The 20,925-nt window shown below is 65.8% G+C and carries 19 protein-coding genes and 1 pseudogene; 17 read left to right on the plus strand and 3 right to left on the minus strand.

Features of this window, described 5'->3' with window-relative positions; genetic code table 11:
* The first annotated feature begins 88 nt into the window (after positions 1 to 88).
* The 11 genes and pseudogenes from A5780_RS05785 to A5780_RS05835 all read left to right on the plus strand — a co-directional run bounded on the left by A5780_RS05785 (position 89) and on the right by A5780_RS05835 (position 12,292).
* On the plus strand, positions 89 to 1,171 hold the full coding sequence (locus A5780_RS05785; protein WP_082976298.1) for a ferredoxin--NADP reductase: 1,083 nt from the start codon (positions 89 to 91) through the stop codon (positions 1,169 to 1,171).
* Positions 1,172 to 1,323: 152 nt separating this feature from the next.
* Positions 1,324 to 2,520 carry a Rieske 2Fe-2S domain-containing protein gene (locus A5780_RS05790; RefSeq protein WP_063013190.1) on the plus strand — a complete coding sequence of 399 codons (1,197 nt, stop codon included), beginning with the start codon at positions 1,324 to 1,326 and terminating at the stop codon, positions 2,518 to 2,520.
* Positions 2,521 to 2,561: 41 nt separating this feature from the next.
* Positions 2,562 to 3,746, plus strand: coding sequence for an acyl-CoA dehydrogenase family protein (locus tag A5780_RS05795; RefSeq protein WP_064907924.1), 1,185 nt, complete (start codon positions 2,562 to 2,564; stop codon positions 3,744 to 3,746).
* 19 nt (positions 3,747 to 3,765) lie between these two features.
* Positions 3,766 to 4,143 (plus strand): annotated as a pseudogene (locus A5780_RS05800) (VOC family protein); the annotation flags it as partial.
* A gap of 163 nt (positions 4,144 to 4,306) precedes the next feature.
* Positions 4,307 to 5,932: an NAD(P)/FAD-dependent oxidoreductase gene (locus A5780_RS05805; protein ID WP_064907928.1), complete on the plus strand. Its 1,626-nt coding sequence runs from the start codon at positions 4,307 to 4,309 to the stop codon at positions 5,930 to 5,932.
* 75 nt (positions 5,933 to 6,007) lie between these two features.
* Positions 6,008 to 6,976 (plus strand): alpha/beta hydrolase, encoded by a 969-nt coding sequence (locus A5780_RS05810; protein WP_063013182.1) that lies wholly within the window; start codon positions 6,008 to 6,010, stop codon positions 6,974 to 6,976.
* 109 nt (positions 6,977 to 7,085) lie between these two features.
* Entirely contained in the window at positions 7,086 to 7,973 is an 888-nt protein-coding gene (locus A5780_RS05815; protein WP_063013180.1) for an SDR family NAD(P)-dependent oxidoreductase, read from the plus strand.
* On the plus strand, positions 7,973 to 8,857 hold the full coding sequence (locus A5780_RS05820; protein WP_064907930.1) for an SDR family NAD(P)-dependent oxidoreductase: 885 nt from the start codon (positions 7,973 to 7,975) through the stop codon (positions 8,855 to 8,857). Before A5780_RS05815 ends, A5780_RS05820 begins: the two co-directional genes overlap by 1 nt.
* The gene (locus A5780_RS05825) at positions 8,854 to 10,845 is read left to right on the plus strand and encodes an NAD(P)/FAD-dependent oxidoreductase (RefSeq protein ID WP_064907932.1); all 1,992 of its coding nucleotides are present in this window, start codon (positions 8,854 to 8,856) and stop codon (positions 10,843 to 10,845) included. The genes A5780_RS05820 and A5780_RS05825 overlap by 4 nt, the downstream gene beginning before the upstream one ends.
* The gene (locus A5780_RS05830) at positions 10,842 to 12,035 is read left to right on the plus strand and encodes an NADH:flavin oxidoreductase (RefSeq protein WP_064907933.1); all 1,194 of its coding nucleotides are present in this window, start codon (positions 10,842 to 10,844) and stop codon (positions 12,033 to 12,035) included. The genes A5780_RS05825 and A5780_RS05830 overlap by 4 nt, the downstream gene beginning before the upstream one ends.
* A complete protein-coding gene (locus tag A5780_RS05835; RefSeq protein ID WP_039778610.1) occupies positions 12,032 to 12,292 on the plus strand; it encodes a hypothetical protein in 261 nt (86 codons plus the stop codon). Before A5780_RS05830 ends, A5780_RS05835 begins: the two co-directional genes overlap by 4 nt.
* A 53-nt stretch (positions 12,293 to 12,345) precedes the next feature.
* Here A5780_RS05835 and A5780_RS05840 read toward each other — a convergent pair whose 3' ends face one another.
* On the minus strand, positions 12,346 to 12,870 hold the full coding sequence (locus A5780_RS05840; RefSeq protein WP_063013172.1) for a nuclear transport factor 2 family protein: 525 nt from the start codon (positions 12,868 to 12,870) through the stop codon (positions 12,346 to 12,348).
* Positions 12,871 to 13,030: 160 nt separating this feature from the next.
* Between A5780_RS05840 and A5780_RS05845 the strand changes: the two genes are divergently transcribed.
* The 3 genes from A5780_RS05845 (at position 13,031) to A5780_RS05850 (ending at position 15,536) form a co-directional block, all read left to right on the plus strand.
* On the plus strand, positions 13,031 to 14,734 hold the full coding sequence (locus A5780_RS05845; protein WP_064907934.1) for a 3-ketosteroid-delta-1-dehydrogenase: 1,704 nt from the start codon (positions 13,031 to 13,033) through the stop codon (positions 14,732 to 14,734).
* A gap of 98 nt (positions 14,735 to 14,832) precedes the next feature.
* Positions 14,833 to 14,985: a hypothetical protein gene (locus tag A5780_RS39775; protein WP_156511315.1), complete on the plus strand. Its 153-nt coding sequence runs from the start codon at positions 14,833 to 14,835 to the stop codon at positions 14,983 to 14,985.
* Complete coding sequence (locus A5780_RS05850; RefSeq protein ID WP_063013168.1) at positions 14,985 to 15,536, plus strand: flavin reductase family protein; 552 nt, start codon at positions 14,985 to 14,987, stop codon at positions 15,534 to 15,536. Before A5780_RS39775 ends, A5780_RS05850 begins: the two co-directional genes overlap by 1 nt.
* Before the next feature lie 181 nt (positions 15,537 to 15,717).
* Here the strand turns inward: A5780_RS05850 and A5780_RS05855 are convergent, their stop codons facing one another.
* Together A5780_RS05855 and A5780_RS05860 are read right to left on the minus strand one after the other, a co-directional pair.
* Positions 15,718 to 17,610, minus strand: a complete 1,893-nt coding sequence (locus tag A5780_RS05855) for an ATP-binding protein (RefSeq protein ID WP_064907935.1) — start codon at positions 17,608 to 17,610, stop codon at positions 15,718 to 15,720.
* Positions 17,611 to 17,708: 98 nt separating this feature from the next.
* Positions 17,709 to 18,515: an SDR family NAD(P)-dependent oxidoreductase gene (locus A5780_RS05860; RefSeq protein WP_064907937.1), complete on the minus strand. Its 807-nt coding sequence runs from the start codon at positions 18,513 to 18,515 to the stop codon at positions 17,709 to 17,711.
* Between the two features lie 498 nt (positions 18,516 to 19,013).
* Between A5780_RS05860 and A5780_RS05865 the strand changes: the two genes are divergently transcribed.
* The 3 genes from A5780_RS05865 (at position 19,014) to A5780_RS05875 (ending at position 20,786) form a co-directional block, all read left to right on the plus strand.
* Entirely contained in the window at positions 19,014 to 19,391 is a 378-nt protein-coding gene (locus A5780_RS05865) for a hypothetical protein (RefSeq protein ID WP_156769372.1), read from the plus strand.
* 16 nt (positions 19,392 to 19,407) lie between these two features.
* On the plus strand, positions 19,408 to 19,920 hold the full coding sequence (locus A5780_RS05870; RefSeq protein WP_082976299.1) for a MaoC family dehydratase: 513 nt from the start codon (positions 19,408 to 19,410) through the stop codon (positions 19,918 to 19,920).
* Between the two features lie 74 nt (positions 19,921 to 19,994).
* Entirely contained in the window at positions 19,995 to 20,786 is a 792-nt protein-coding gene (locus A5780_RS05875) for an SDR family oxidoreductase (protein ID WP_064907939.1), read from the plus strand.
* Positions 20,787 to 20,925 lie beyond the last annotated feature (139 nt).

Genomic DNA, 20,925 nt, shown 5'->3' on the forward strand with positions numbered 1-20,925 from the left:
GCTTTTTCGCCGATTTTCGCGGCATAGCCTGCCGTGGCCCCGGCTCCGGGATCCGGGCGCGTAGTGCTGACCACGATCAGGAGTGCGGATGTCCACGAAGACGAGTACCGATCCGGAGTCCCGCGCCGATGCGGCGGAAGCGACGGCGGCAACTCGCGTCGCCCGGGTCCGGATCACCGAGATCGTCGAAGAGACTGCCGAGGCGCGATCGTTCGTCGTCGAACCGCTGGCCGGCATGACGAAAACGGACTATCGCCCGGGGCAGTTCCTCACCATCCGAGTTCCCGACATCGGTACCGGCTCGGCGCGGTGCTATTCCCTGTCGAGTTCACCGCACACCGACCCGGCGATGAAGTTCACCGTCAAACGGGTCGCGGGCGGCCACGGGTCGAACTGGCTCTGCGACACGGTGCGGATCGGTGACGAACTGGATGTGCTTCCGCCGGCCGGCACCTTCGTCCCGGCCTCCCTCGACGAGGCCGTGGTCCTGGTGGCGGGCGGCAGCGGAATCACGCCGGTCATCGCGATCGCGAAATCGATCCTGTTCGGCGGCGCGGGCGACGTGGTCTTGATCTACGCCAACCGCGACCAGGAGTCGGTCATCTTCGCGGCGGAGCTGCGTGAGCTGGAAAACCGTTTCCCCGAGAGGTTTTCGGTGATCCACATCCTGGAGTCGGTGCAGGGCTACCCCAGTCGCCGGGCGCTGTCGATACTGCTGCGCCCGCTGCGCGACCGGTCGGTCTACATCTGCGGCCCGGCACCGCTGATGGACCTCACCGCCGAAGTATGTGGACAAACGGGTTTCGCGGCCGCGCGCGTGCACTCCGAGCGGTTTCTGTCCCTGCGGCGCGACCCGTTCGCGGCCGACGATCAGAACGAGGTGTCCGGCTCTGGCGAGGTCGTCTATCAGGTGCGTGTGTCGATCGACGGCGCCGACCGTCAGGTGCCGTGGACGGCCGGGCGCAAACTCCTCGATGCCTTGCTCGCCGCCGGGATCGAGGCGCCGTATTCGTGCCGCGAGGGCGCGTGCAGCGCCTGCGTCTGTTCACTGACCGAAGGGCGAGTGACTCTGGCGCACAACGAGATTCTGACCGACGACGATCTCGCCGACGGCTACATCCTGGCGTGTCAGGCCGAACCGGCGAGCGACGAGATTTCGATCGAATACTGATCGGAGCCGCGCCCGGCTCGGCGTCGTCGCCGGATCGAGGCGAAAACCCGTCCCATTCAGTAGGAGACCCACGTCACACCCTCGCTGCCGCCTGCGACGCTGATCCCACCGCGAAAGGTTGCCTACTCGCAACCGTCTGACCAGGAGGTATCGTGAATTCCGCGACCGACGCCAAAGACAAGATCCGCGTCATCGACAGCGGTGTACCGCCGCAGCGATTCGCTCGCGGCTGGCACTGTCTGGGGCTGGTCCGCCACTTCGACGACGGGCAGCCGCACCAGATCTCGGCTTTCGGCACCGAACTGGTCGTATTCCGCGGTGAGGATGGAAAACTCAACGTGCTCAACGCCTTCTGCCCGCACATGGGTGGAAATCTGGCGCGAGGCACGGTGAAGGGGAATGACATCGCCTGTCCGTTCCACGACTGGCGCTGGCGCGGCGACGGCAAGTGCGCGGGCATTCCCTATGCGCGGCGGGTTCCGCCGCTGGCGCGGACCAAGGCGTGGCCGACCAGGGAGATCAGCGGCCAGCTGTTCGTCTGGAACGACCCGCAGGGCCGCACACCGCCCGCCGAGCTCGAGGTGCCGGAGGTGCCGACCTATGGCGATCCGGGCTGGACGGACTGGGTCTGGAACCACGTGGACGTAGAAGGCTCGCACTGTCGCGAGATCGTCGACAACGTCGTCGACATGGCTCACTTCTTCTACGTCCACTACGGCATGCCGACATATTTCCGCAACGTGTTCGAGGGACACACCGCGAACCAGCTGATGCGTTCACGGCCCCGCGCCGATGCCGTCGGAGTCAGTCAGAGTACCAACTACAGCCTCGAAAGCCAGTCGGACGCAACGTATTACGGGCCGTCCTACATGGTGGACAAGTTGTGGAGCGGAGGTGTGGATCCGGACGGCGACCCGAATATCTACCTCATCAACTGCCATTACCCCGTCACCCCGACCTCGTTCCGGTTGCAGTACGGGGTGATGGTGCGCAAGCCGGTCGGAATGGACGACGAGGCCGCCGACCAGATCGCGGCCGCGGTCGCCAAGGGCGTGGCGATCGGCTTCGAGCAGGACGTCGAGATCTGGAAGAACAAGGCGCGCATCGACAATCCACTGCTGTGTGAGGAGGACGGGCCGGTCTATCAGCTGCGCCGCTGGTACGAACAGTTCTACGTCGACGTCGAGGACATCAAGCCGGAAATGGTCAACCGATTCGAATTCGAGATCGATACCGAACGCGCACTGCAGAACTGGCAGGCCGAGGTGGACGCCAACCTCGCCGCCGGACGCAGTGCCATCGCCCCCAAGTTGTCGTCCGGCCGCTCGGAAGCGGTTACCGGTTCCTGACCCCGATTCAGCCCTTCCAGCTTCGACCAGGAGTACCTCAGATGTCCTACGCAGTGCTCGACAACATCATCGCGATCGCCGACGAAATCCGCGCCGGCGCCGAAGAAGGGGAGTCGCTCGGCCGGCTGCCCGATGATATGGCCAAGGGCCTCAAGGATGCCGGGCTGATCCGGCTGTTGCAGCGCAAGAAGTACAACGGCTTCGAAGCGCATCCGCGGGTGTTCGCCGAAACCGTGATGAGGACCGCCGGCATCTACGGTTCCGCGGGCTGGGTCGGCGGCATCGTCGGGGTTCATCCATGGCAGTTGGCCTTCGCCGATCCGAAGGTGCAGGAGGAGGTCCTCGGCGCCGACGGTGACACATGGCAGGCGTCGCCGTATATGCCCGGCGGTGTGGCGGTGCCTCGCGACGGTGGCTATGTCCTCAACGGCCGGTGGCAGTTCTCCTCCGGCACCGATCATTGCGACTGGATCTTCCTCGGTGCGCTGGTCGGAGGGGACGACGGAAAACCACTGATGCCGCCGCGGGGACTGCATGTGATCCTGCCCCGCTCGGACTACGAAATCGTTCCGGACTCCTGGGACGTGGTCGGGCTGCGTGGCACCGGCAGCAAAGACATCATCGTCAAGGACGCGTTCGTTCCGGACTACCGGGTGATGGATTCGGCGAAGGTCATCGACGGCACCGCGGCCAAGGAGTACGGGGTCACCGAGACGTTGTACAAGATGCCGTGGTCCACCATGTTCCCGCTGGGCATCACGTCGGCGACGATCGGTATCTGCGAGGGACTGCTGGCGGCCGGGATCGAGTATCAGCGCGATCGGGTCGGTGCGGCAGGCACGCTCGTCAAGGACGATCCCTATGTGCTGCACGCACTTGCGGAATCCGCGTCCGAGATCGACGCCGCCCGCCAGCAGCTGCTGGCCAACGTCGACCGCATCTACGACATGGTGGATCTCGGCGAGGAGATCGACTTCGAGACTCGGGCCAGGGTGCGGCGGGACCAGGTACGTGCTGCCTGGCGCGCCGTTCGTGCCGCCGACGAGATTTTCGACAGGGCCGGCGGCAACGCCCTTCGTATGGACAAGCCGCTGCAGCGGTTCTGGCGGGATGCACATGCCGGCCTCCATCACGCGATCCACGTCAGCAGCACCACCTATCACGCGGCGGCGATGGCCTCCCTGGGAGTCGAGGTGCCGCAGGGCCCGCTTCGCGTGATGATCTGATTCGTTCCCGAAAGGAACACCTGCACCGATGACCGAAATCAAGGGACTCGGATACGTCCGAGTGCTCGCCACCGATATCGACCGCTGGCGCGAAGTGGGTTTCGAGGTACTGGGATTGGATGCGGTAGGGCGCGCCTACGACCAGGTGATGGCCCGCGACTGCCCGGTGTCCTCCACGCTGGGCCGGCACACCAACGACAAGATGGTCTCGTTCTACGGGCGGGTGCCCGGCGGCTGGGATATCGAGTACGGCACTGGTGGCGTACCGGTCGACGAGACCTCTTACACCGCCGAGGAGATCACCGCCGATAGCTACTGGGGCCACGAATGGATGTGGGCCCGGCAGCTGAAGCAGGCGCAGCAGGCCGAAGCGCAGCAGGCGACCGCCGTCGTCTGACCAGCCGCGACCGGCGTTCGCCGGTCGAAGTCGCACAACTCGATCCCACTCAGCGGTGTTGCGGGCCCGGCCGGCCCGCTGGGTGGGAACGCGTCGTTTCCGGGGGACGTACGCCACTTACGGTGTGGCTCAATCGATCACCTCATCGAGGGAAGTGAATCCAGTGACAAATCAGGACAGCGAATTCGACGCCGTGGTCGTCGGGGCGGGGATCTCCGGGCTCTACGCGGTGTACAAACTGCGCGGCCGCGGCATGCGCGTGCACGGCTTCGAATCCGCCGAGGGTGTGGGCGGAACGTGGTACCACAACCGATACCCGGGTGCACGCTGCGATGTCGAAAGTATCGACTACTCATACTCTTTCGACGACGAACTGCAACAGGAGTGGACCTGGTCGGAACGGTTCGCCACGCAGGCGGAGATCCTGCGCTATCTCGAGCACGTCGCCGACCGGCACGATCTGCGCTCGGCCTACGACTTCCTGACTCGAGTGACCACGACCGTCTACGACGAGCAGGCCCAGCGCTGGACCATCTCCACCGACACCGGCCGCACCGTGACCGCGCGCTTCTGCATTCTGGCGACAGGAGTGCTGTCGGCGACGAACAAGCCCGACATCCCGGGCCGCGACACGTTCGCCGGGGAGAGCTACCACACCGGCGAATGGCCGCACGATCCGGTCGATTTCACCGGTAAGCGGATCGGCGTCATCGGCACCGGCTCCTCGGGTATCCAGGCCATCCCGGTGCTCGCCGAGCAGGCCGAACACCTCTATGTCTTCCAGCGCACCCCGAACTATTCGATTCCGGCAGGTAATCGGCCACTGGACCCGGAGTTCGTGGCCGAGGTGAAGGCCAACTACGCCGAACGGCGGCGACTGTCGCGCCGCAGCGGTGGCGGCACACCCAACAGTCCGCACCCGAAAGGGGCACTCGAGGTCGACGCCGCGGAGCGGACCAGGATCTACGACGAGTGGTGGCAGCGCGGGGGTTATCTGTTCGCCAAGGCCTTCCCGGACCAGACGACGAGCCTGGCCGCCAACGACACCGCGCGCGAGTACGTCGAGGCGAAGATCCGTGAGATGGTGCGCGATCCGCAGGTCGCCGATCAGCTCATCCCGAACGACCATCCCATCGGCACCAAGCGGATCGTCACCGACGACGGCTACTTCCACACCTACAACCGCGACAACGTCACCCTGGTGAATCTACGCACCACCCCGATCGCCGAGATCACCGAGACCGGCGTGCGCACCGCGGAGGCGTCCTACGACCTCGACGTGCTGATCTTCGCCACCGGTTTCGACGCGATGACGGGTTCTTTGTCGCGCATCGATATCCGGGGCCGCGGCGGGCGTGAACTGCGCGAGGAGTGGGCGGCGGGACCGCGCACCTACCTCGGGCTGGCCATGGCCGGATTCCCGAACATGTTCATTCTCGCCGGGCCCGGAAGTCCCAGCGTGCTGGCCAATATGGTGTTGATGGCCGAACAGCACGTCGACTGGATCAGCGACTGCCTGGACTACCTCGACGAGCATGGTTTCACCACGATCGAGGCCGATGAGGAATCGGTCGGCGAATGGGTGACCGAGTGCAACGAGGTCGCCGCGCGCACGTTGTTCCCCACTGCCAACTCCTGGTACATGGGCGCCAACATCCCCGGCAAGCCTCGCGTTTTCATGCCCTACATCGGCGGTTTCGGCAAATACAACGAGATCTGCGCGGAGGTCGCCGCGGCCGGCTACAAGGGCTTCGAACTGAGCGGCACCCCGGCACCGGCCGCCCCCTGATTCCGGCCGCAATTCCCGCGGACGGCGTGAGCGTGCCGTCGCGTACCCATCGAACGAAGTAAGGACGTGGTCTCTATGGGCGGACAACGACGGTCCGACCTGCATCCCGATGTCGAGGCGATGCTGTCGGCACTGGAATCGTTTCCGGATGTCACCGAGCACGACCCCGCCGAATTGCGCGAGATCATCGTGTCCCGGCGGGCTCCGCTGACACATATGCCCGCCATGCGTCTGGCGGAGGACCGGGTGATCGCGGGACCGGGTGGAGACCTGGCGCTGCGCCTGTACGTGCCGGAAATCCATGTGCCGAAACTGCTTCCGGTAGTCGTGTTCGCCCACGGCGGTGGTTTCGTCTTCTGCGATCTCGACAGTCACGACGAGTTCTGCCGATCGATGGCGCAAGCCGTCGGTGTCGCCGTGGTGTCGGTGGACTATCGGCGTGCTCCCGAGCACCCCGGCCCCGCGGCGATGGAGGACATGTACGCGGCGGTGCAGTGGGCCGCCGCCCATGCCGGCGAATTCGGCGGTGACGCAACTCGACTCGTTGTCGCCGGAGACAGCGCGGGCGGCAATCTGGCGGCGACGGTGAGCCTGGCCGCGCGCGATCGCGGCGGTCCGCGGATCGCGGGGCAGGTCCTGCTCTACCCGGTGATCGACGACGATTTCGGTACCGAGTCCTACCAGCGCTACGGCGAGGGGTACTACAACACGACCACGGCCATGCGCTGGTATTGGCAGCAGTACGCGCCGCAGGGCACCGACAGTCCGTATCTTGTGCCCAGCCGGGCCGAGTCCCTGGCCGGATTGCCGCCGGCGGTGGTGGCCACCGCCGAGTTGGATCCGCCGTGCTCGGCCGGTGAGGATTACGCGCGCCGTCTCGCCGATGCCGGGAACGCGGTAACCGCCCACCGCTTCGATGGGCTGTTCCACGGATTTCTGACCTTCCCGAGCCTGTCACTGACCGAGCCTGCGCGCCAGCACCTTTGGCACATGATGCGTGAGCTTCTCGCCTCGGCGGCGGTGCCCGATTCACTGTCCCAGTGATGCCCGATTCACTGTCCCATTGAGCGGAAGCGGTGGCCGAGCGGGACTGGTCGGCAGCCCACGATGGATGCGGGTGTGAACCCGGACACAGCGAATGCGGAAGGTAAGCATGACACAGCGACTCAGTGGCAAGAAAGCCCTGGTCACCGGTAGTAGCCGCGGAATCGGACGAGCGATCGCGCAGCGTCTGGCGGCTGAGGGCGCGACGGTGGTGGTCACCGCGCGCTCACATGCGCCGAGCCCTGCGGTGCGTGCGGGCGCGACCCATCTGCTGGCCGGTTCGCTGGACGAAACCGTGCAGTTGATCGAGGCCGCGGGTGGCCGCGCGGTGGCGATCCCGGCCGACCTCGAGGACGCCGAACAACGCGGCCGGCTGATCGACACAGTCGTCGCGGAACTCGGCGGCATCGACATCCTGGTCAACAACGCCGGTTTCGCCGATTACAGCTCGATCGAGCAGATGAGCGACGCGACGTTCCATCGGACCGTGCAGCACTATCTCGAAGTGCCGTTCGTACTGAGCCGGGCGGCGATTCCCCATCTGCGCAAACAGGGGGCCGGCTGGATCGTCAACATCGGTTCCTCGACCGGGCTGAGTCCGATCCGGCCGTTCCGGGAGTACAACAAGACCTCCGGGGATGTCGTCTACGCCTCGGCCAAGGCCGCGCTGCATCGTTTCACGCAAGGCCTGGCGGCGGAGCTGCTCGACGACGGAATCGCGGTCAACGCGGTCGGCCCGTCGACGGCGATCATGACTCCGGGTGCGTCGGCACTACTGCCCGAGGGCTACGAGACCGAGCCGGTGGAGTACCTGGCGCAAACCGTGCTCGAGATGTGCACGGTGCCGGCGGCCGACCGCACCGGCCTGGTGGCCTTCAGCCTCCATTACCCGTATACGACGCACACTCCGGTGATGTCGCTGGACGGCAGCGCCGAATTGCCACGGCGAGAACCACCTTCGTGGGCGAACCCGAACATTCTTCCGGAGGGCGTGTGATGACCGCGGACGCCCGGGAACGATTCTCGCGGGGCACCGCGGTGGTGACCGGCGCCGCAGCCGGTATCGGCCGTGGCCTGGCTCGACATCTCGGCAGCCTCGGCATGACCGTGGTCGTCGCCGATATCGATGCCGGTCGTGCGGCAGAGGTCGCGGCCGAGATCGTCGCCGAGGGCGGCGGTGCCGAGGGGTACGGGGTAGATGTGGCCGACGAGGCCGCCGTCGACACCATGGCGGCGGCGATCTTCGACCGGCACGGCAGCGTCGAGCTGCTGATCAACAATGCCGGAGTGGAGTCCTCGGGACTGCTCTGGGAGATCGACCCGGCCCGATGGCGGCGGGTGATGCAGATCAACGTCGACGGCGTCTTCTACTGCCTGAAGTCCTTTGTGCCGCATATGATTCGAGCCGGATCCCCGTCGTGCATCGCGAACCTGTCCTCGGTGGGCGGCCTCAACACCGTCGCCGTGCAGTCGCCGTACATCGTGAGCAAATTCGCGGTGCAGGCGATGACGGAATGCCTGCATCAGGATCTGTCGATCATCGGCGCGCCGATCCAGGTCAGTGCCGTGGTGCCGCATTCGATCCGCAGCGAGATCTTCCTCGCCGCGCAGCGCGAAGCACCCACGTCCGATCCCACCGCCAATGCGGTGTTCGCCGCCATGCAGCGCGACAACGTCGAAAAGGGACTCGACCCGCTCGCGGCAGCCGAGCACATGGTCGAACAGATCGCCCGCGGGCAGTTCTGGGTCTTCTCCGACGACGAGATGTGCACGGCGTCGGCGACCAGGCGTGGCGACCAACTGCTGAATCTGCGCCCGCCCGCGAATCCACGAGACATGCTCGCCCGGATGGGCGTGCCACTCCCGGAAGGTAACTCATGACAGAGACCATCGTCACCGGCGTCCCATCTTCCTCCGACGCTACCGCCGCCTCCGATCCGGAGGCCGCACTCCACCGGGCCATCGACGAGTGCGAGGTGGCGCCGCTGCTCATGTCGATGGTGCACGTAACCGGCGACGTGGGACTGCTCGACGAATTCGGTCCGCGCCTGACGATCGAGGAGCCGGGCAATCACTACCGCACCGGCACGCGTCCGACGGTCCCGCCCGGCACCTATCCCGACGACGTCGCCGCGGACATCCGCGCCCGCGCGCGCGAGGTCTTGACGCCCGATTCGGTTGCAACCCTGGATGTTCCGGACGACGAGCTGTTCCAACGCATGGCGACGGTCTGCACCGCGCAGCGGGTGGACGACGAATTCGTGCCGATACTGCTGGAACAGGCCGGATTCACCAAGGATCGGCGCCATGTCCCGGTGACGGTCACCCCGCCCGCGGACTTCGACGTCGTCGTGATCGGCGCCGGGATCGTCGGCATCAACGCCGGAATCAAGTTGGCGGAAGCGGGTTTTCCGTTCACCATCTTCGAGGAGCGCGACGATATCGGCGGCACCTGGCAGCGCAACACCTATCCCGGCGCGGCCGTGGACACCCCGAGTCACTACTACTCCTACTCGTTCGAGCTGAACCCGAACTGGTCGCGGTATTACCCGACCGGACCGGAATATCAGGAATACCTGCTCGGTGTAGTCGAGAAATACCGGCTGCGCGAGCACATTCGATTCGGCACCCGCGTGCGATCGGCCACCTGGCTGGACCAGGAGAACCGCTGGGAGGTCGTCACCGAGGATCGCGACGGTGAGCTGACCCACCACCGCGCCCGCGCGGTGATCACCGCGCTCGGCATGCTCAATTCCCCCAACATTCCGGATGTGCCGGGTATGTACACCTTCGCCGGGACGCTCGTGCACACCGCCGAATGGGATACCGAGATCGATCTGCGCGGCAAGCGCGTGGTCGTTCTCGGTACCGGCTGCACCTCGGTGCAGGTCGTAGCGAGCATCGTCGACGAGGTCGACACCCTTGACGTGGTCGTGCGCAGTCCGCACTGGCTGGTCCCGGAGAAGACGGTCGGCGGCGACGTCCCGGCCGGCGAGAAGTGGGCGATGGCCCATCTGCCCTTCTACGACAAGTGGTTCCGGCTGCGCACCTATTGGTTCGCCTCCGACAACCTTTATCCGCTGCCGCGTATCGACAAGGAATGGGCGGCCACCCACCTGTCCGCATCGCCGGCCAACGACATGGTCCTGCGCACCGCGCAGGAGTATCTGCGCAACAGCTTCCCGGACCGGCCGGATATGGTCGAAAAGCTGACTCCCGATTTCCGCCCCTACGCGAAGCGGATCGTCAAAGACCCCGGATTCTTCAAAGCGCTGAACCGCGACCACGTACACCTGCACAGGGCCTCGTTCGAGCGAATCACACCCGACGGTGTCGTGACCACCGAGGGCACCGTCATACCCGCCGACGTGATCATCCTCGCGACCGGATTCGAACTGCAGTTCACCACCACGATCGACATCGCCGGCCGCGACGGCGCGACGCTGGCGCAGATCTGGAAAGGCGGCGAGGACCCGCGGGCGTACCTGGGAGTACAGGTTTCCGGATTCCCGAACCTGTTCATCACCGCCGGGCCGAACTCCGCGCCCAATCACGGTGCTGGACACAACATCACCGGTGAGGAGCAGGTCCACTACATCATCGAGTGCCTGCAGTACTTGCTCGAGAACGACCACGCCGCGATGGATGTCGAGCCGCGGGCGCAGGACGAGTACAACGAGCGCGTCGACGAGGCGCTCGACGAGACCGTATGGGTGCACCCCGGCGCGCAGGTCAACGGGTACTACCGCAATTCCGCGGGGCGTGCGGTCGTGCCGTGCCCGTGGCGGCTCGTCGACTACTGGACCATGCTGCGCGCCCCGCACCCCGAGGATCTGACCTTCCTGCCGCATCGAAAGGCATTGTCGTGACCGCGAATTCGATTCCCGATGTTCTCGCCCCGGCTCGGCTGGGCCCGGTGACGCTGCGCAACCGAACCATCAAATCCGCGACCTTCGAGCACATGGCCCCGGGTGCGCTGGTCAGTGATCAGCTCATCGAATTCCACCGGCAGGTGGCTGCCGGGGGAGTCGGGATGACGACGGTCGCCTATTGCGCGGTGGCGCCGGAAGGTCGTACCGAGGCCGATCAGCTCTGGATGCGCGACGAGGCGATACCCGGCCTGAGCCGGCTCACCGACGCTGTCCATGCCGAGGGGGCGGCAGCGTCGGCCCAGATCGGTCACGCCGGACCGGTGGCGAACGCGAAATCCAACGGCTACCCGGCGTTGTCGGCGTCGCGGCGGATCAGCCCGATGGGTCCGCAGCTCACCCATGCCGCGACACTCGCCGATATCGCCCGGATCCGCACCGCTCACGGCACCGCGACCCGGCTGGCGATCGAATCGGGATTCGATGCCGTGGAAATCCATTTCGGCCACAACTACTTCGCGAGTTCGTTCCTGAGCCCGGCCCTGAACCGGCGCAAGGATTCCTACGGTGGCTCACTGCGCAATCGCGCCCGCCTCGTTCGCGAGGTCGCCGCGGAGGTGCGCGAGGCCGCAGGGGACCGCATCGCGGTACTGGCCAAACTGAACATGGACGACGGTGTGCCGGGCGGGTTCTGGCTCGACGAGGCAATCCAGGTCGCGCAGTGGCTGGAAGCCGACGGCAGTCTGGACGCCATCGAACTCACCATCGGCAGTTCCCTGCTCAATCCGATGTATTTGTTCAAAGGCGAGGCACCGCTGAACGAATTCGCCGCGGTCATGTCACCGCTGATGCGGTTCGGCGTGAAGGTCGCGGGCAAATTCTTCCTGCACGACTATCCGTACGAAGATCTGTTCATGCTCGACGCGGCGCGCCAGATCCGGGCGAACGTGTCGATGCCGCTCGTGTTGCTGGGCGGCATCACGGACAAGGCTGCTATGGACACCGCGATGGCCGAGGGATTCGAATTCGTCGCGATGGCTCGTGCCCTGCTGCGCGAGCCGGATCTGATCAACCGGATCGCGAAGGATAACCAGACGAAGTCGTTGTGCATCCATTGCAACAAGTGCATGCCGACGATCTTCTACGACACGCACTGCGTATTGGCCGTGCCGCAATCGGCCGCGCGATGACCATGCGTCCGCTCGACTGCGAGCAGTGCGGCCAGCGCGTGCTGATCGAGAAATTCAGTGCGGCGCACACGTCTGTCCAGTGGACCGGCGAGGCCGGACGATGCCCGGTGATCGCGGCCCAGGGCCGGGGTGTGGGGCATCAGGAACGCGGCTGCGATGTCCTGCGTCGCCGGATCGACCGCGCGGTGCGCGAACACGCCCTGCCGGAATCCAGAATTCAACTGCCGACCGGTGACGATATCCCGCGGCTGCACTGAGAAACGCGCGCCGGGTGAGCCCGCGACCACGCGGGCGCACCCGGCCTGAGCGCTTACGAGACGGAGTCCGATTCTGCTGCGGGCAGCGCCTGTTTGCACCATGCCAGCTCGGCTTCGCCGAGAGTGCCGAGTTCCATGGCACGTCGGCACCACTCGGGAACGAGCCGGACGAATTCGGCGGGATCGTAGATATCTTCCTCTTTGGAAAACTTTCCATTCCCGGCGTAGGTCAGAATGCTGATGTTGTCGGCGCCCATCTGTGAGCCGTCACCCGGATCGCGCATCAGATTGTTCAGCTTCACCACGATCACACCGTTGACGTCGTCGATCAGATGCCAATAATCGGGAAACGAGGTCATCGCGGAACCCGGAAACTGCGCGAGGGTAGGCTCGGCCCACGCCCAGATGGCGTCGGGTCCTTTCAGAACTCCGACCATTTGCTCGTGATATTCGGCGTCGGGGGTGAACAGGTCGACGAATTCGCGCCAGCTGCCCGTGCCCGAGGCCGCGCGGGTGACCGTCGCATGCCAGGTCTGAAACGCCGATTCCAGTTCTTCTCTGCTCCACGTGTTACTCATGTCCGGACGCTAACCGGGCACCGGACGGTGCGACAGAAGCCGTTTCCGCTCAGCGGAATTCGCGGGCTCTCCCACTGAATGGAAGACCACGTTCGACTGCCGTTCGCGCGAATCTAGGTTGGGGCAATCCGTCCCACCCCTGAGAGTGGAGTTCCGAATCATGGCGAAGAAGCCGATGCCCCCGCTCACGACCGCCCACGAGGTGATTGTCGACCTACTGGTCGTCGGTTCCGGCACCGGTATGGCCGCGGCGCTGGCGGCCCACGAACAGGGGCTGTCGAGTGTGATCGTCGAGAAAACCGCTTATGTGGGTGGTTCGACCGCGCGGTCCGGTGGTGCGTTCTGGATTCCGGGTAACTCCAGCCTGCCCGATTCGGACCCCGATCTGGCCGAGGCGCGCGCATATTTGCGGTCGGTCGTTGGTGATACCGCTCCTGCCGAGCGTGGGCAGGCTTTCCTCGATGCCGGTGCCGCGGCGGTCGAGATGCTCGAGCGGACCACGCCGATGCGATTCTTCTGGGCGAAGGGCTATTCGGACTACCACCCGGAGGAGCCCGGCGGCCGGGCAGAGGGCCGGACGTGCGAGTGCCGCCCGTTCGATGCCTCGATCCTGGGGGAGCAGCGTCCGCGGCTGCGTCCCGGTGTGATGGAGGCACCGGTGCCGATGCCGGTCACCGGCGCGGACTACAAGTGGATGAATCTTGTTGCGCGCAAACCGATCAAGGCGTTCTCGCGCATTCTGCGGCGGGCGGCCCTCGGTATCGGCGGCATGGTGATCGGACGCGAATATCTGGCCGGGGGACAGGCTTTGGCAGCGGGTCTGTTCGCGGGCTTGCTGCGAGCGGGAATTCCGGTGTGGACCGAGACCAGCCTGGTCCGGCTGATTCGTGACGGCGACCGGGTCGCCGGCGCGGTGGTGCGCCAAGGTGATCGTGAGGTCACGGTGACCGCGCGGCGAGGGGTGGTGCTGGCCGCCGGAGGCTTCGATCACGATATGGCCGCGCGGTACAAGTTCCAGTCGCCGCGGCTCGATGCCGACGCCAGTCTAGGATCCGAGGGCAACACCGGTGACGCCATCACTGCGGCCCAGGAACTCGGTGCCGGGACCGCGCTGATGGATCAGGCATGGTGGTTTCCCGCTTTCGCGCCACTGCCCGGCGCGGCGCCGCTGGTCATGCTCGCCGAACGCTCGCTGCCGGGCTCGTTCGTCGTCGACCAGACCGGCCGGCGCTTCGTGAACGAGGCGATGGACTACATGTCGTTCGGACAGGCCCTGCTGTCGCGGGAGCGGCGAGGAGATCCGGCCGAACAGATGTGGCTGGTATTCGATCAGCGCTACCGCAACAATTACATCCTTGCCGGACAGTACTTTCCCCGCCAGCCCCTTCCGCAGGCCTGGTTCGAGTCCGGTATCGCCCACCGTGCCGACGATCCCGCTGCACTCGCGCGGGCTATCGGGGTACCCGAGGACGCGTTCACCGAGACCTTCCAGAATATGAACCGCTACGCCGAGACCGGAACCGATCCGGAATTCGCGCGCGGGGCAAGCGCCTACGACCGTTATTACGGCGATCCCACCGTTTCGCCGAACCCGAATCTGGCACCGCTGCGGAAAGCCCCGTACTACGCGGTCAAGATGATTCTCAGCGATCTGGGCACCTGCGGTGGGGTGGTCGCCGACCAGGACGCGCGGGTCCTGCGTGAAGACGGCGGCGTCATCGAAGGGCTGTACGCGATCGGCAACACCGCCGCGAACGCCTTCGGCGCCAGCTATCCCGGAGCCGGGGCGACCATCGGCCAGGGGCTGGTCTTCGGGTACATCGCCGCGCGCCACGCCGCGCAGGAGACGACCGAGCCGGCCTAGACGACAATGGTGAAAAGCGCTCCACTCCAACGCATATCGATGAAAACGATCGGCGCCGGCAGCCAGCACGGGCCGCCGTCGACCGATCCGGAGGCGGCATGAACGACACGACCGAAGAGTGGCTGGGACTACAAGACAAGGTTGTGCTCATCACCGGAGCGGGCCGCGGCCGAAGTGCCGCACACGCGCACCGATTCTCGATGCCCGGCGCCCGGGTCGTACCGGGCGACACCGGACAGGAGCAGCAGTAATGGCCCGCGCATCGGAAAACAACGGACTGGGGGCCTCGGACTACAAGGCGGTGCTGGGCCATTTCTGCAGCGGGGTCACCGTGATCACAGCGATCTCCGCCGGCAAACCCGTCGGATTTACTTGCCAGTCGTTTTCGTCACTGTCCCTGGATCCGCCGCTGATCTGTTTCTGCCCGGCCCGCACCTCCTCGACCTGGCCACATATCCGGGAATCCGGACAGTTCTGTGTGAACATCCTCGCTGCCGACCAGCAAGGGTTGTGCCGGCAGTTCGCGATGAGCGGCGCCGACAAATTCGCCGGAATCACCTGGCATCCCGCGGCGAACGGCGCCCCCAGGCTGGAGGGAGCGATCGCGTCACTGACCTGCGCGCTGGAGCGTGAGGTCGACGGCGGTGATCACACCATCGTGATCGGCCGGGTGATCGAAGCGGACGTGCAGCATGCGGGCCCTCCGCTGCTGTTTCATCGCTCCGCATTCAAACAGCTGGCCCCCGAACCCGATCCACGGTCCAGCACATGGATGCCACTGGACACCTGGCGGTGGGGGTGAGGCAGCACGGTTTTCGAGGAATCGAACTATGCATGCCTCATCGACGGTGTCGAACACCGGACTCTGCAACGCATCGGTCTGTCCGACGCACACCGCATGCGCACGGTACCGAATTCTTCTGTGCGGCAATCAGGTTCACGTATCCATCACCTCGGATTCGTGGTCGACGACCTCGCGTCGCCTACTCGATGGCCTCTGACGAGGACAACAGCGTCGCGGGGATGGATACGACCGCGCTGATACCGCCGTACTCGGATTCGGTCAGCCGCACCGACAGTCCGTGCTGTCCGGCGAGTGCGGCCACCACGAACAGGCCTAGGCGGAAGTCGCCTGTCAGTGCGGCGATGCCGAAATCCGGTGCCGCCGAGAGAAGCTCGTTGCGCCGCCCCAATTCTGCGGGCTCCATGCCGAGCCCTTGGTCGCACACCGCCAAGCGCACATCGCCACCGATCACACGGCCGTCGACGCGCACCCGCGACTGTGGCGGGGAGAACGCGGTGGCGTTGTCCATCAGTTCCGCCAGCAGGTGAACGACGTCGGCGACCACATGACCGGCGATTCGCACATCGGGCAGTCGGGTGATGTCCACGCGCTGGTAGTCGGTGGTTTCGGCCGCGGCGCTGCGCACGATGTCGAACAGCGACACCGGATTGCGCCAGCGCCGGGCGGGGCGTTCCCCACCGAGGATGATCAGGTTTTCGGCATTGCGTCTGGCGCGGGTCGCCAGGTGGTCCAGTGCGAACAGGGTCTGCAGATAGTTCGGATCGTCGGCGTCACGTTCTGCCTGGTCGAGCACCTCGAGCTGCCGGTGCACCACCAGCTGGCTCCGATGGGCGATGTTGACGAAGACAGCCCGGACGCCGTTACGGGTGGCAGCCTCCGAAGCGGCAGCCGATATCGCCGCGAACTGTGCCTGGTTGAAGGCGGCGGCCACATCCCCGATCTCGTCGGCGCCCGGATCGAGTCGGACGACTTCATTGTCGATCTGCACCTGCTCTCCACGGCGTAAACGGCTCATGATGGCGGGCAGGCGTCGCTCGGCCAGGTCGGTGGTGTCGGTGCGCAGGCGCACCAGCCGGCGAGCCAGCCGGTCCGCGGCGACGAGCGCGGCCGCGACCGCGATCACCGCGATGGCAACCGCCGCGAAAGCGGCGAGCATCGAGCGGTGCGAGATCCGGTCACCGGCCGCTTGCGCCGACACCCCGGCGGCGGCATTCTGCGCGCGCCAGAGTTCGAGTAGTCCGGATGTTGCGTGCGCGGCTGCTTCCGATGCGGCGTCGCCGACGATGCCGGCTCCGGGCGCGGCGACGATCAGCGCATCTTCGGCGGCGATGGTCGTGCGCCAGTCGCCGCTGTCGGACAACGCGCGCAGCCGATCTCGCTGCGGACCGGAAAGCTGCCATGCCAAGTGGTCCAGCGCGATCCGGTAGTAGCCGACCTCACGGGTGAAACGCTGCAGCTGTTCGGCGGTGAATCCGCGGGGTGTGGCCGCTGCGGCCAGCGCATGAGCCCGGGACATCGCCTCTACCGCGCGAAACATGGACAGCCCGGTACTCAATTCCCGCGCGGTGGCCGTATCGGGTGCGCGCTGCGCCGCGACGGCCGATCCGGTGGTGATGACCTCGACTGCTCGGTTGTAGTAATCGTAGGCATCGTCGGCGTTCAGCGTGCCGGCATCGATGCCCGAGCGGGTGGCGGGCAGCTTCGCGAGTACCGTCACGGAGTTGCCGAGGACGTCGCGGAATCCGGTGGGATCGATAGCGGCCAGCGCCTCGCCCATAGGAGTGAGGTCGGCAAGCGCGTGGTCGACGTGCGCGCGTGCCGATGCCAGAGTCGGGACCGGCTGTGCCCGCTGGGCGGCCACCATGGTCAGCTGCCGTTCCTGTTGCATCGCTTCGACCATGGTGACCACCGGCTCGAGTGCGCGACGGTTCTGGGCCGCCCAATCACGGGCGTGCTGGCCGGTTTGCAGGAAGTGACCTGCGGCGCCTACGGCGACGAGCAACAACGACATGCAGGGAATGGCCGCCACCGCGACGACGCGGGTGCGGATGCCGATCCGGGGCCTGAACACGGCCGAACGCTAAGGTGGCCACGTCTGCTCCCGGAGCCGGAATCCCGTTGAGCGGAAGTATTTTCGAAATCGCTTCCGGAATTGCTTCCGACCGCCTGTCACATGTGTGAGCCGCCGTCGATGCGGACTTCGGCGCCGGTGACGAAGTATGCGTCGGCGGAGGCGAGCATCGCGACCACCGCGGCCACCGCGTCCGGCTGGGCGAAAATGGCGCCGTCGGGAAGCGGCAGCATCGGCGCGGTCTTGCCGAACAGGGCGAAGTCGGCGTCGGCGGGTAGGCCAGGGCCCACGCTCTGCTTGGCTTCGCCGGTGCCGTCGGTCATACCCGACGAGATCGAGCCCGGCTGAACGGAATTGAAGCGGATACCCTGCTTGCTGAATTCCATGGCCAGCGCGTGGGTCATCGCCTGGACACCGCCCTTCGAGGCCGCGTAGGCCGACATGTACGGGTGAGCGAACTGCGCCGAGGTGGAGCTGAAGTTCACCACCGCCGGGCCGGTACCCTCGCGCAGCGCCGGCAGGGTTTCCCGGATCACCAGGAAGGTGCCGATGAGATTGATTCGGATCACCTGTTCGAAGTCGGCCACGGTGGTCTGCTCGAAGTGTGCCGAGCGCAGAATCCCTGCCGCGTTCACCAGCGCGTCGAGGCCGCCGAGCTCCCGGACCGCTTCGGCTACACCGGTTTTCACCGACTCCTCGGCACCGATGTCCATGACGACGGTGGTCAGGCGCTCTGCGTCGCCGCCTGCTTTGGCGTGCGTATCCTTCAGACCGGCGGCGCTGATGTCCGCGGCCGCGACCCGGCCGCCCTCGGACAGGATGCGCAGAACCGTCGCCTGTCCGATTCCGGATCCGGCCCCCGTCACCAGGACTCGGCGGTCGGCGTAGCGCTGCAGCGTAGTCATTGTGGTGGTACTCCTTTGTTCGTCACCGATGCGCTCAGCATGCTCAGGCGCAGCGATTGTTCAACAGGGTGATTTCACTGGCCGGGATACTGGTTGCGATGCGCCGCGATCCAGTCGGTGATTGTGCGTATCGTCGCAGCGAAGGCGGGATGGTCCGGCCGGTGTACTCGGTATTGCCGATGCTGTAAGCGACCGAAAGCGTTGAGCTGCGGAGAGGGTCGTCGTCCCGGTCGCAGGCGTATTACTTCCTGCCCCGGAGGACGTGCAGGTCGATAATGGTGACCACGCTTCCGCTGAGCGGGAAATTCGCTCAGCGCCTTCGTATCACGCCGGTAACGTCCGCCGGGCGAACAGATTCGGGAGGTCGCGAAACGCCGCACCCTGTCCGAGAGAAGCGCAGTGGAGCCGGCCGAAGGCCGCGCGGACACCTTGCGAGCCCGACATGTGATTCGCCCTGCCGCGCCGGCCGATGCGCAGCGACAGATGGAAGGAACTCCGATGGGCACGTCGACACAGCGGCACCCCCTGGAGACCGTTTTCGACATGCTGCTTGCCGAGCTGCGTACCCGTGGGATCGCCTGCAGCGAACCGACGGACCCGATCACCGACCCGGCATTCATCGCGCTGCTCACCGAAACCTATGCGATGGCGCCGCACGAGTATCCGGCCGATGCGCCGCTCGACGTCCCCGCCTCCCAGCCGGAATCGCATTACCGCCGGATGCCGCCGAAACTGCGCTGCTGCCGACCTTCCGGATTGGCGTTGCCGAGAGTCCGCTCTTCTCGCCTGACACTCACACCGGACGGAGTCGGACTCCGCTCGCGCAACTGCTGCGCCAGCCGAGATACTTGCGGGCTGGATCTCGCTGTGCCTTGAACGAAGGAGATTGCCGATGAGTATCGTTCAGAAGATTTCCACCCCCGCAACGGCACCGGAAAATCCGGATGCGGGACCGTTGGTGGTCGACGGCCTGGAAGGTCTGCGTGGTGCAGTCGGCGCTGTGCTCGGCCCTACGAATTGGGTCCTGATCGACCAGCAACGGATCGACGGCTTCGCCGAAGTGACGGGCGATCACCAATGGATTCATGTCGACGTCGAACGCGCGAAAAGCTCACCGTTCGGGTCGACGATCGCGCATGGATATCTCACGCTGGCGCTGTGCAATCTCTTTCTGCCGCAACTGATCAACGTTCGGAACGTCTCCATGGGGGTGAACTACGGTGCCGACCGCGTCCGGTTCCCGGCTCCCGTGCCGGCGGGGTCGCGCGTGCGTGGTAGCGGCGAAATCCTGGCGTGCACCGACGTGCCAGGAGGGGTGCAGGCCACTATCCGAGTGACTGTGGAAATCGAAGGATCAGCAAAGCCGGCATGTGTAGTCGACAAACTGAGCCGCTGGATCGAATGACGGCGCGTTGCACAACCGACGACCGCGGCAGCTGCGAGACCGGCGAAAAAGGATTCGGCAAGAAGTGAGGATGTATGCGGCTAGGTGGAAAAGTCGTTGCGGTCACCGGGGCCGGCAACGGGATCGGGCGGCAGGTCGTACTGCGGCTGCTCGCCCGCGGCGCCAGGGTCGCTCTGGTCGATCTGAACGGTGACTGGCTACAGCAGACCCGAGCGCTCGCCGCGGACCACGCCGATCGGATCTCAGTACACATCGTCGATGTCACCGACGTGGCGGCGGTGAACGCGCTGCCGGCGGCTGTCATCGCCGAGCACGGGCAGGTCGACGGGCTGATCAACGTCGCGGGTGTGATCCACCGGTTCGTTCCGGTCTCCGCCCTGGAACGCGGCGAGATCGAGCGCGTCGTACAGGTCAATTTCTGGGGCACGGTGAACATGTGCCTGGCGTTTCTCCCCGAGCTGCGGCAGCGGCCTCAGGCCGGACTGGTCAACGTGGCGAGTTTGGCAGGCCTGCTGCCCTTCGCGGGGCAGACGATTTACAGCGCGACGAAGGGTGCGGTCAAACAATTCAGCGAAGGGCTGTACCAAGAGCTCGCCGACACGGACGTCGCTGTCACCACCGTCTTCCCGGGCAACATCAGCACCGACCTCAGCCGTAATTCGGGAGTCGCGATGATCGACCCGGGTAACCGTAAAGTGCCGGCCACGACTCCCGAGCACACCGCCCGGCGCATCGTCGGCGGCATGGAGAAGGGGAAGTTCCGCGTCGTGGTCGGCCGGGACGCCGGCCTCCTGGACAGGCTGGTACGGCTTTCGCCGCGCTGGACGACGGATCTGATTTCCCGACAGATGAAGACCGTGCTCTGAGCCCAGTACCCGCGATCGACGATCTTCATCCATACGAATAGCGGTAACCCCCGCGGGCAGCCGACATTCCGACGGCGATTACGGTGAGAGACGGGAGGAAGACGGGAGCGCCGCCGCATCCTGCCCCCCGGGAAACCGC

This window comes from Nocardia sp. 852002-20019_SCH5090214 (genome assembly GCF_001665865.1).
Taxonomy (GTDB): domain Bacteria; phylum Actinomycetota; class Actinomycetes; order Mycobacteriales; family Mycobacteriaceae; genus Nocardia; species Nocardia nova.

What these genes read in the sequence shown, in the direction of transcription:
- A5780_RS05785 (WP_082976298.1), top strand. Translation starts at nt 89, where the DNA reads ATGTCCACGAAGACGAGTACCGATCCGGAGTCCCGCGCCGATGCGGCG.
- A5780_RS05795 (WP_064907924.1), top strand. Translation starts at nt 2,562, where the DNA reads ATGTCCTACGCAGTGCTCGACAACATCATCGCGATCGCCGACGAAATC.
- A5780_RS05810 (WP_063013182.1), top strand. Translation starts at nt 6,008, where the DNA reads ATGGGCGGACAACGACGGTCCGACCTGCATCCCGATGTCGAGGCGATG.
- A5780_RS05815 (WP_063013180.1), top strand. Translation starts at nt 7,086, where the DNA reads ATGACACAGCGACTCAGTGGCAAGAAAGCCCTGGTCACCGGTAGTAGC.
- A5780_RS05820 (WP_064907930.1), top strand. Translation starts at nt 7,973, where the DNA reads ATGACCGCGGACGCCCGGGAACGATTCTCGCGGGGCACCGCGGTGGTG.
- A5780_RS05825 (WP_064907932.1), top strand. Translation starts at nt 8,854, where the DNA reads ATGACAGAGACCATCGTCACCGGCGTCCCATCTTCCTCCGACGCTACC.
- A5780_RS05835 (WP_039778610.1), top strand. Translation starts at nt 12,032, where the DNA reads ATGACCATGCGTCCGCTCGACTGCGAGCAGTGCGGCCAGCGCGTGCTG.
- A5780_RS05840 (WP_063013172.1), bottom strand. Translation starts at nt 12,870, where the DNA reads ATGAGTAACACGTGGAGCAGAGAAGAACTGGAATCGGCGTTTCAGACC.
- A5780_RS05845 (WP_064907934.1), top strand. Translation starts at nt 13,031, where the DNA reads ATGGCGAAGAAGCCGATGCCCCCGCTCACGACCGCCCACGAGGTGATT.
- A5780_RS39775 (WP_156511315.1), top strand. Translation starts at nt 14,833, where the DNA reads ATGAACGACACGACCGAAGAGTGGCTGGGACTACAAGACAAGGTTGTG.
- A5780_RS05850 (WP_063013168.1), top strand. Translation starts at nt 14,985, where the DNA reads ATGGCCCGCGCATCGGAAAACAACGGACTGGGGGCCTCGGACTACAAG.
- A5780_RS05860 (WP_064907937.1), bottom strand. Translation starts at nt 18,515, where the DNA reads ATGACTACGCTGCAGCGCTACGCCGACCGCCGAGTCCTGGTGACGGGG.
- A5780_RS05865 (WP_156769372.1), top strand. Translation starts at nt 19,014, where the DNA reads ATGGGCACGTCGACACAGCGGCACCCCCTGGAGACCGTTTTCGACATG.
- A5780_RS05870 (WP_082976299.1), top strand. Translation starts at nt 19,408, where the DNA reads ATGAGTATCGTTCAGAAGATTTCCACCCCCGCAACGGCACCGGAAAAT.
- A5780_RS05875 (WP_064907939.1), top strand. Translation starts at nt 19,995, where the DNA reads ATGCGGCTAGGTGGAAAAGTCGTTGCGGTCACCGGGGCCGGCAACGGG.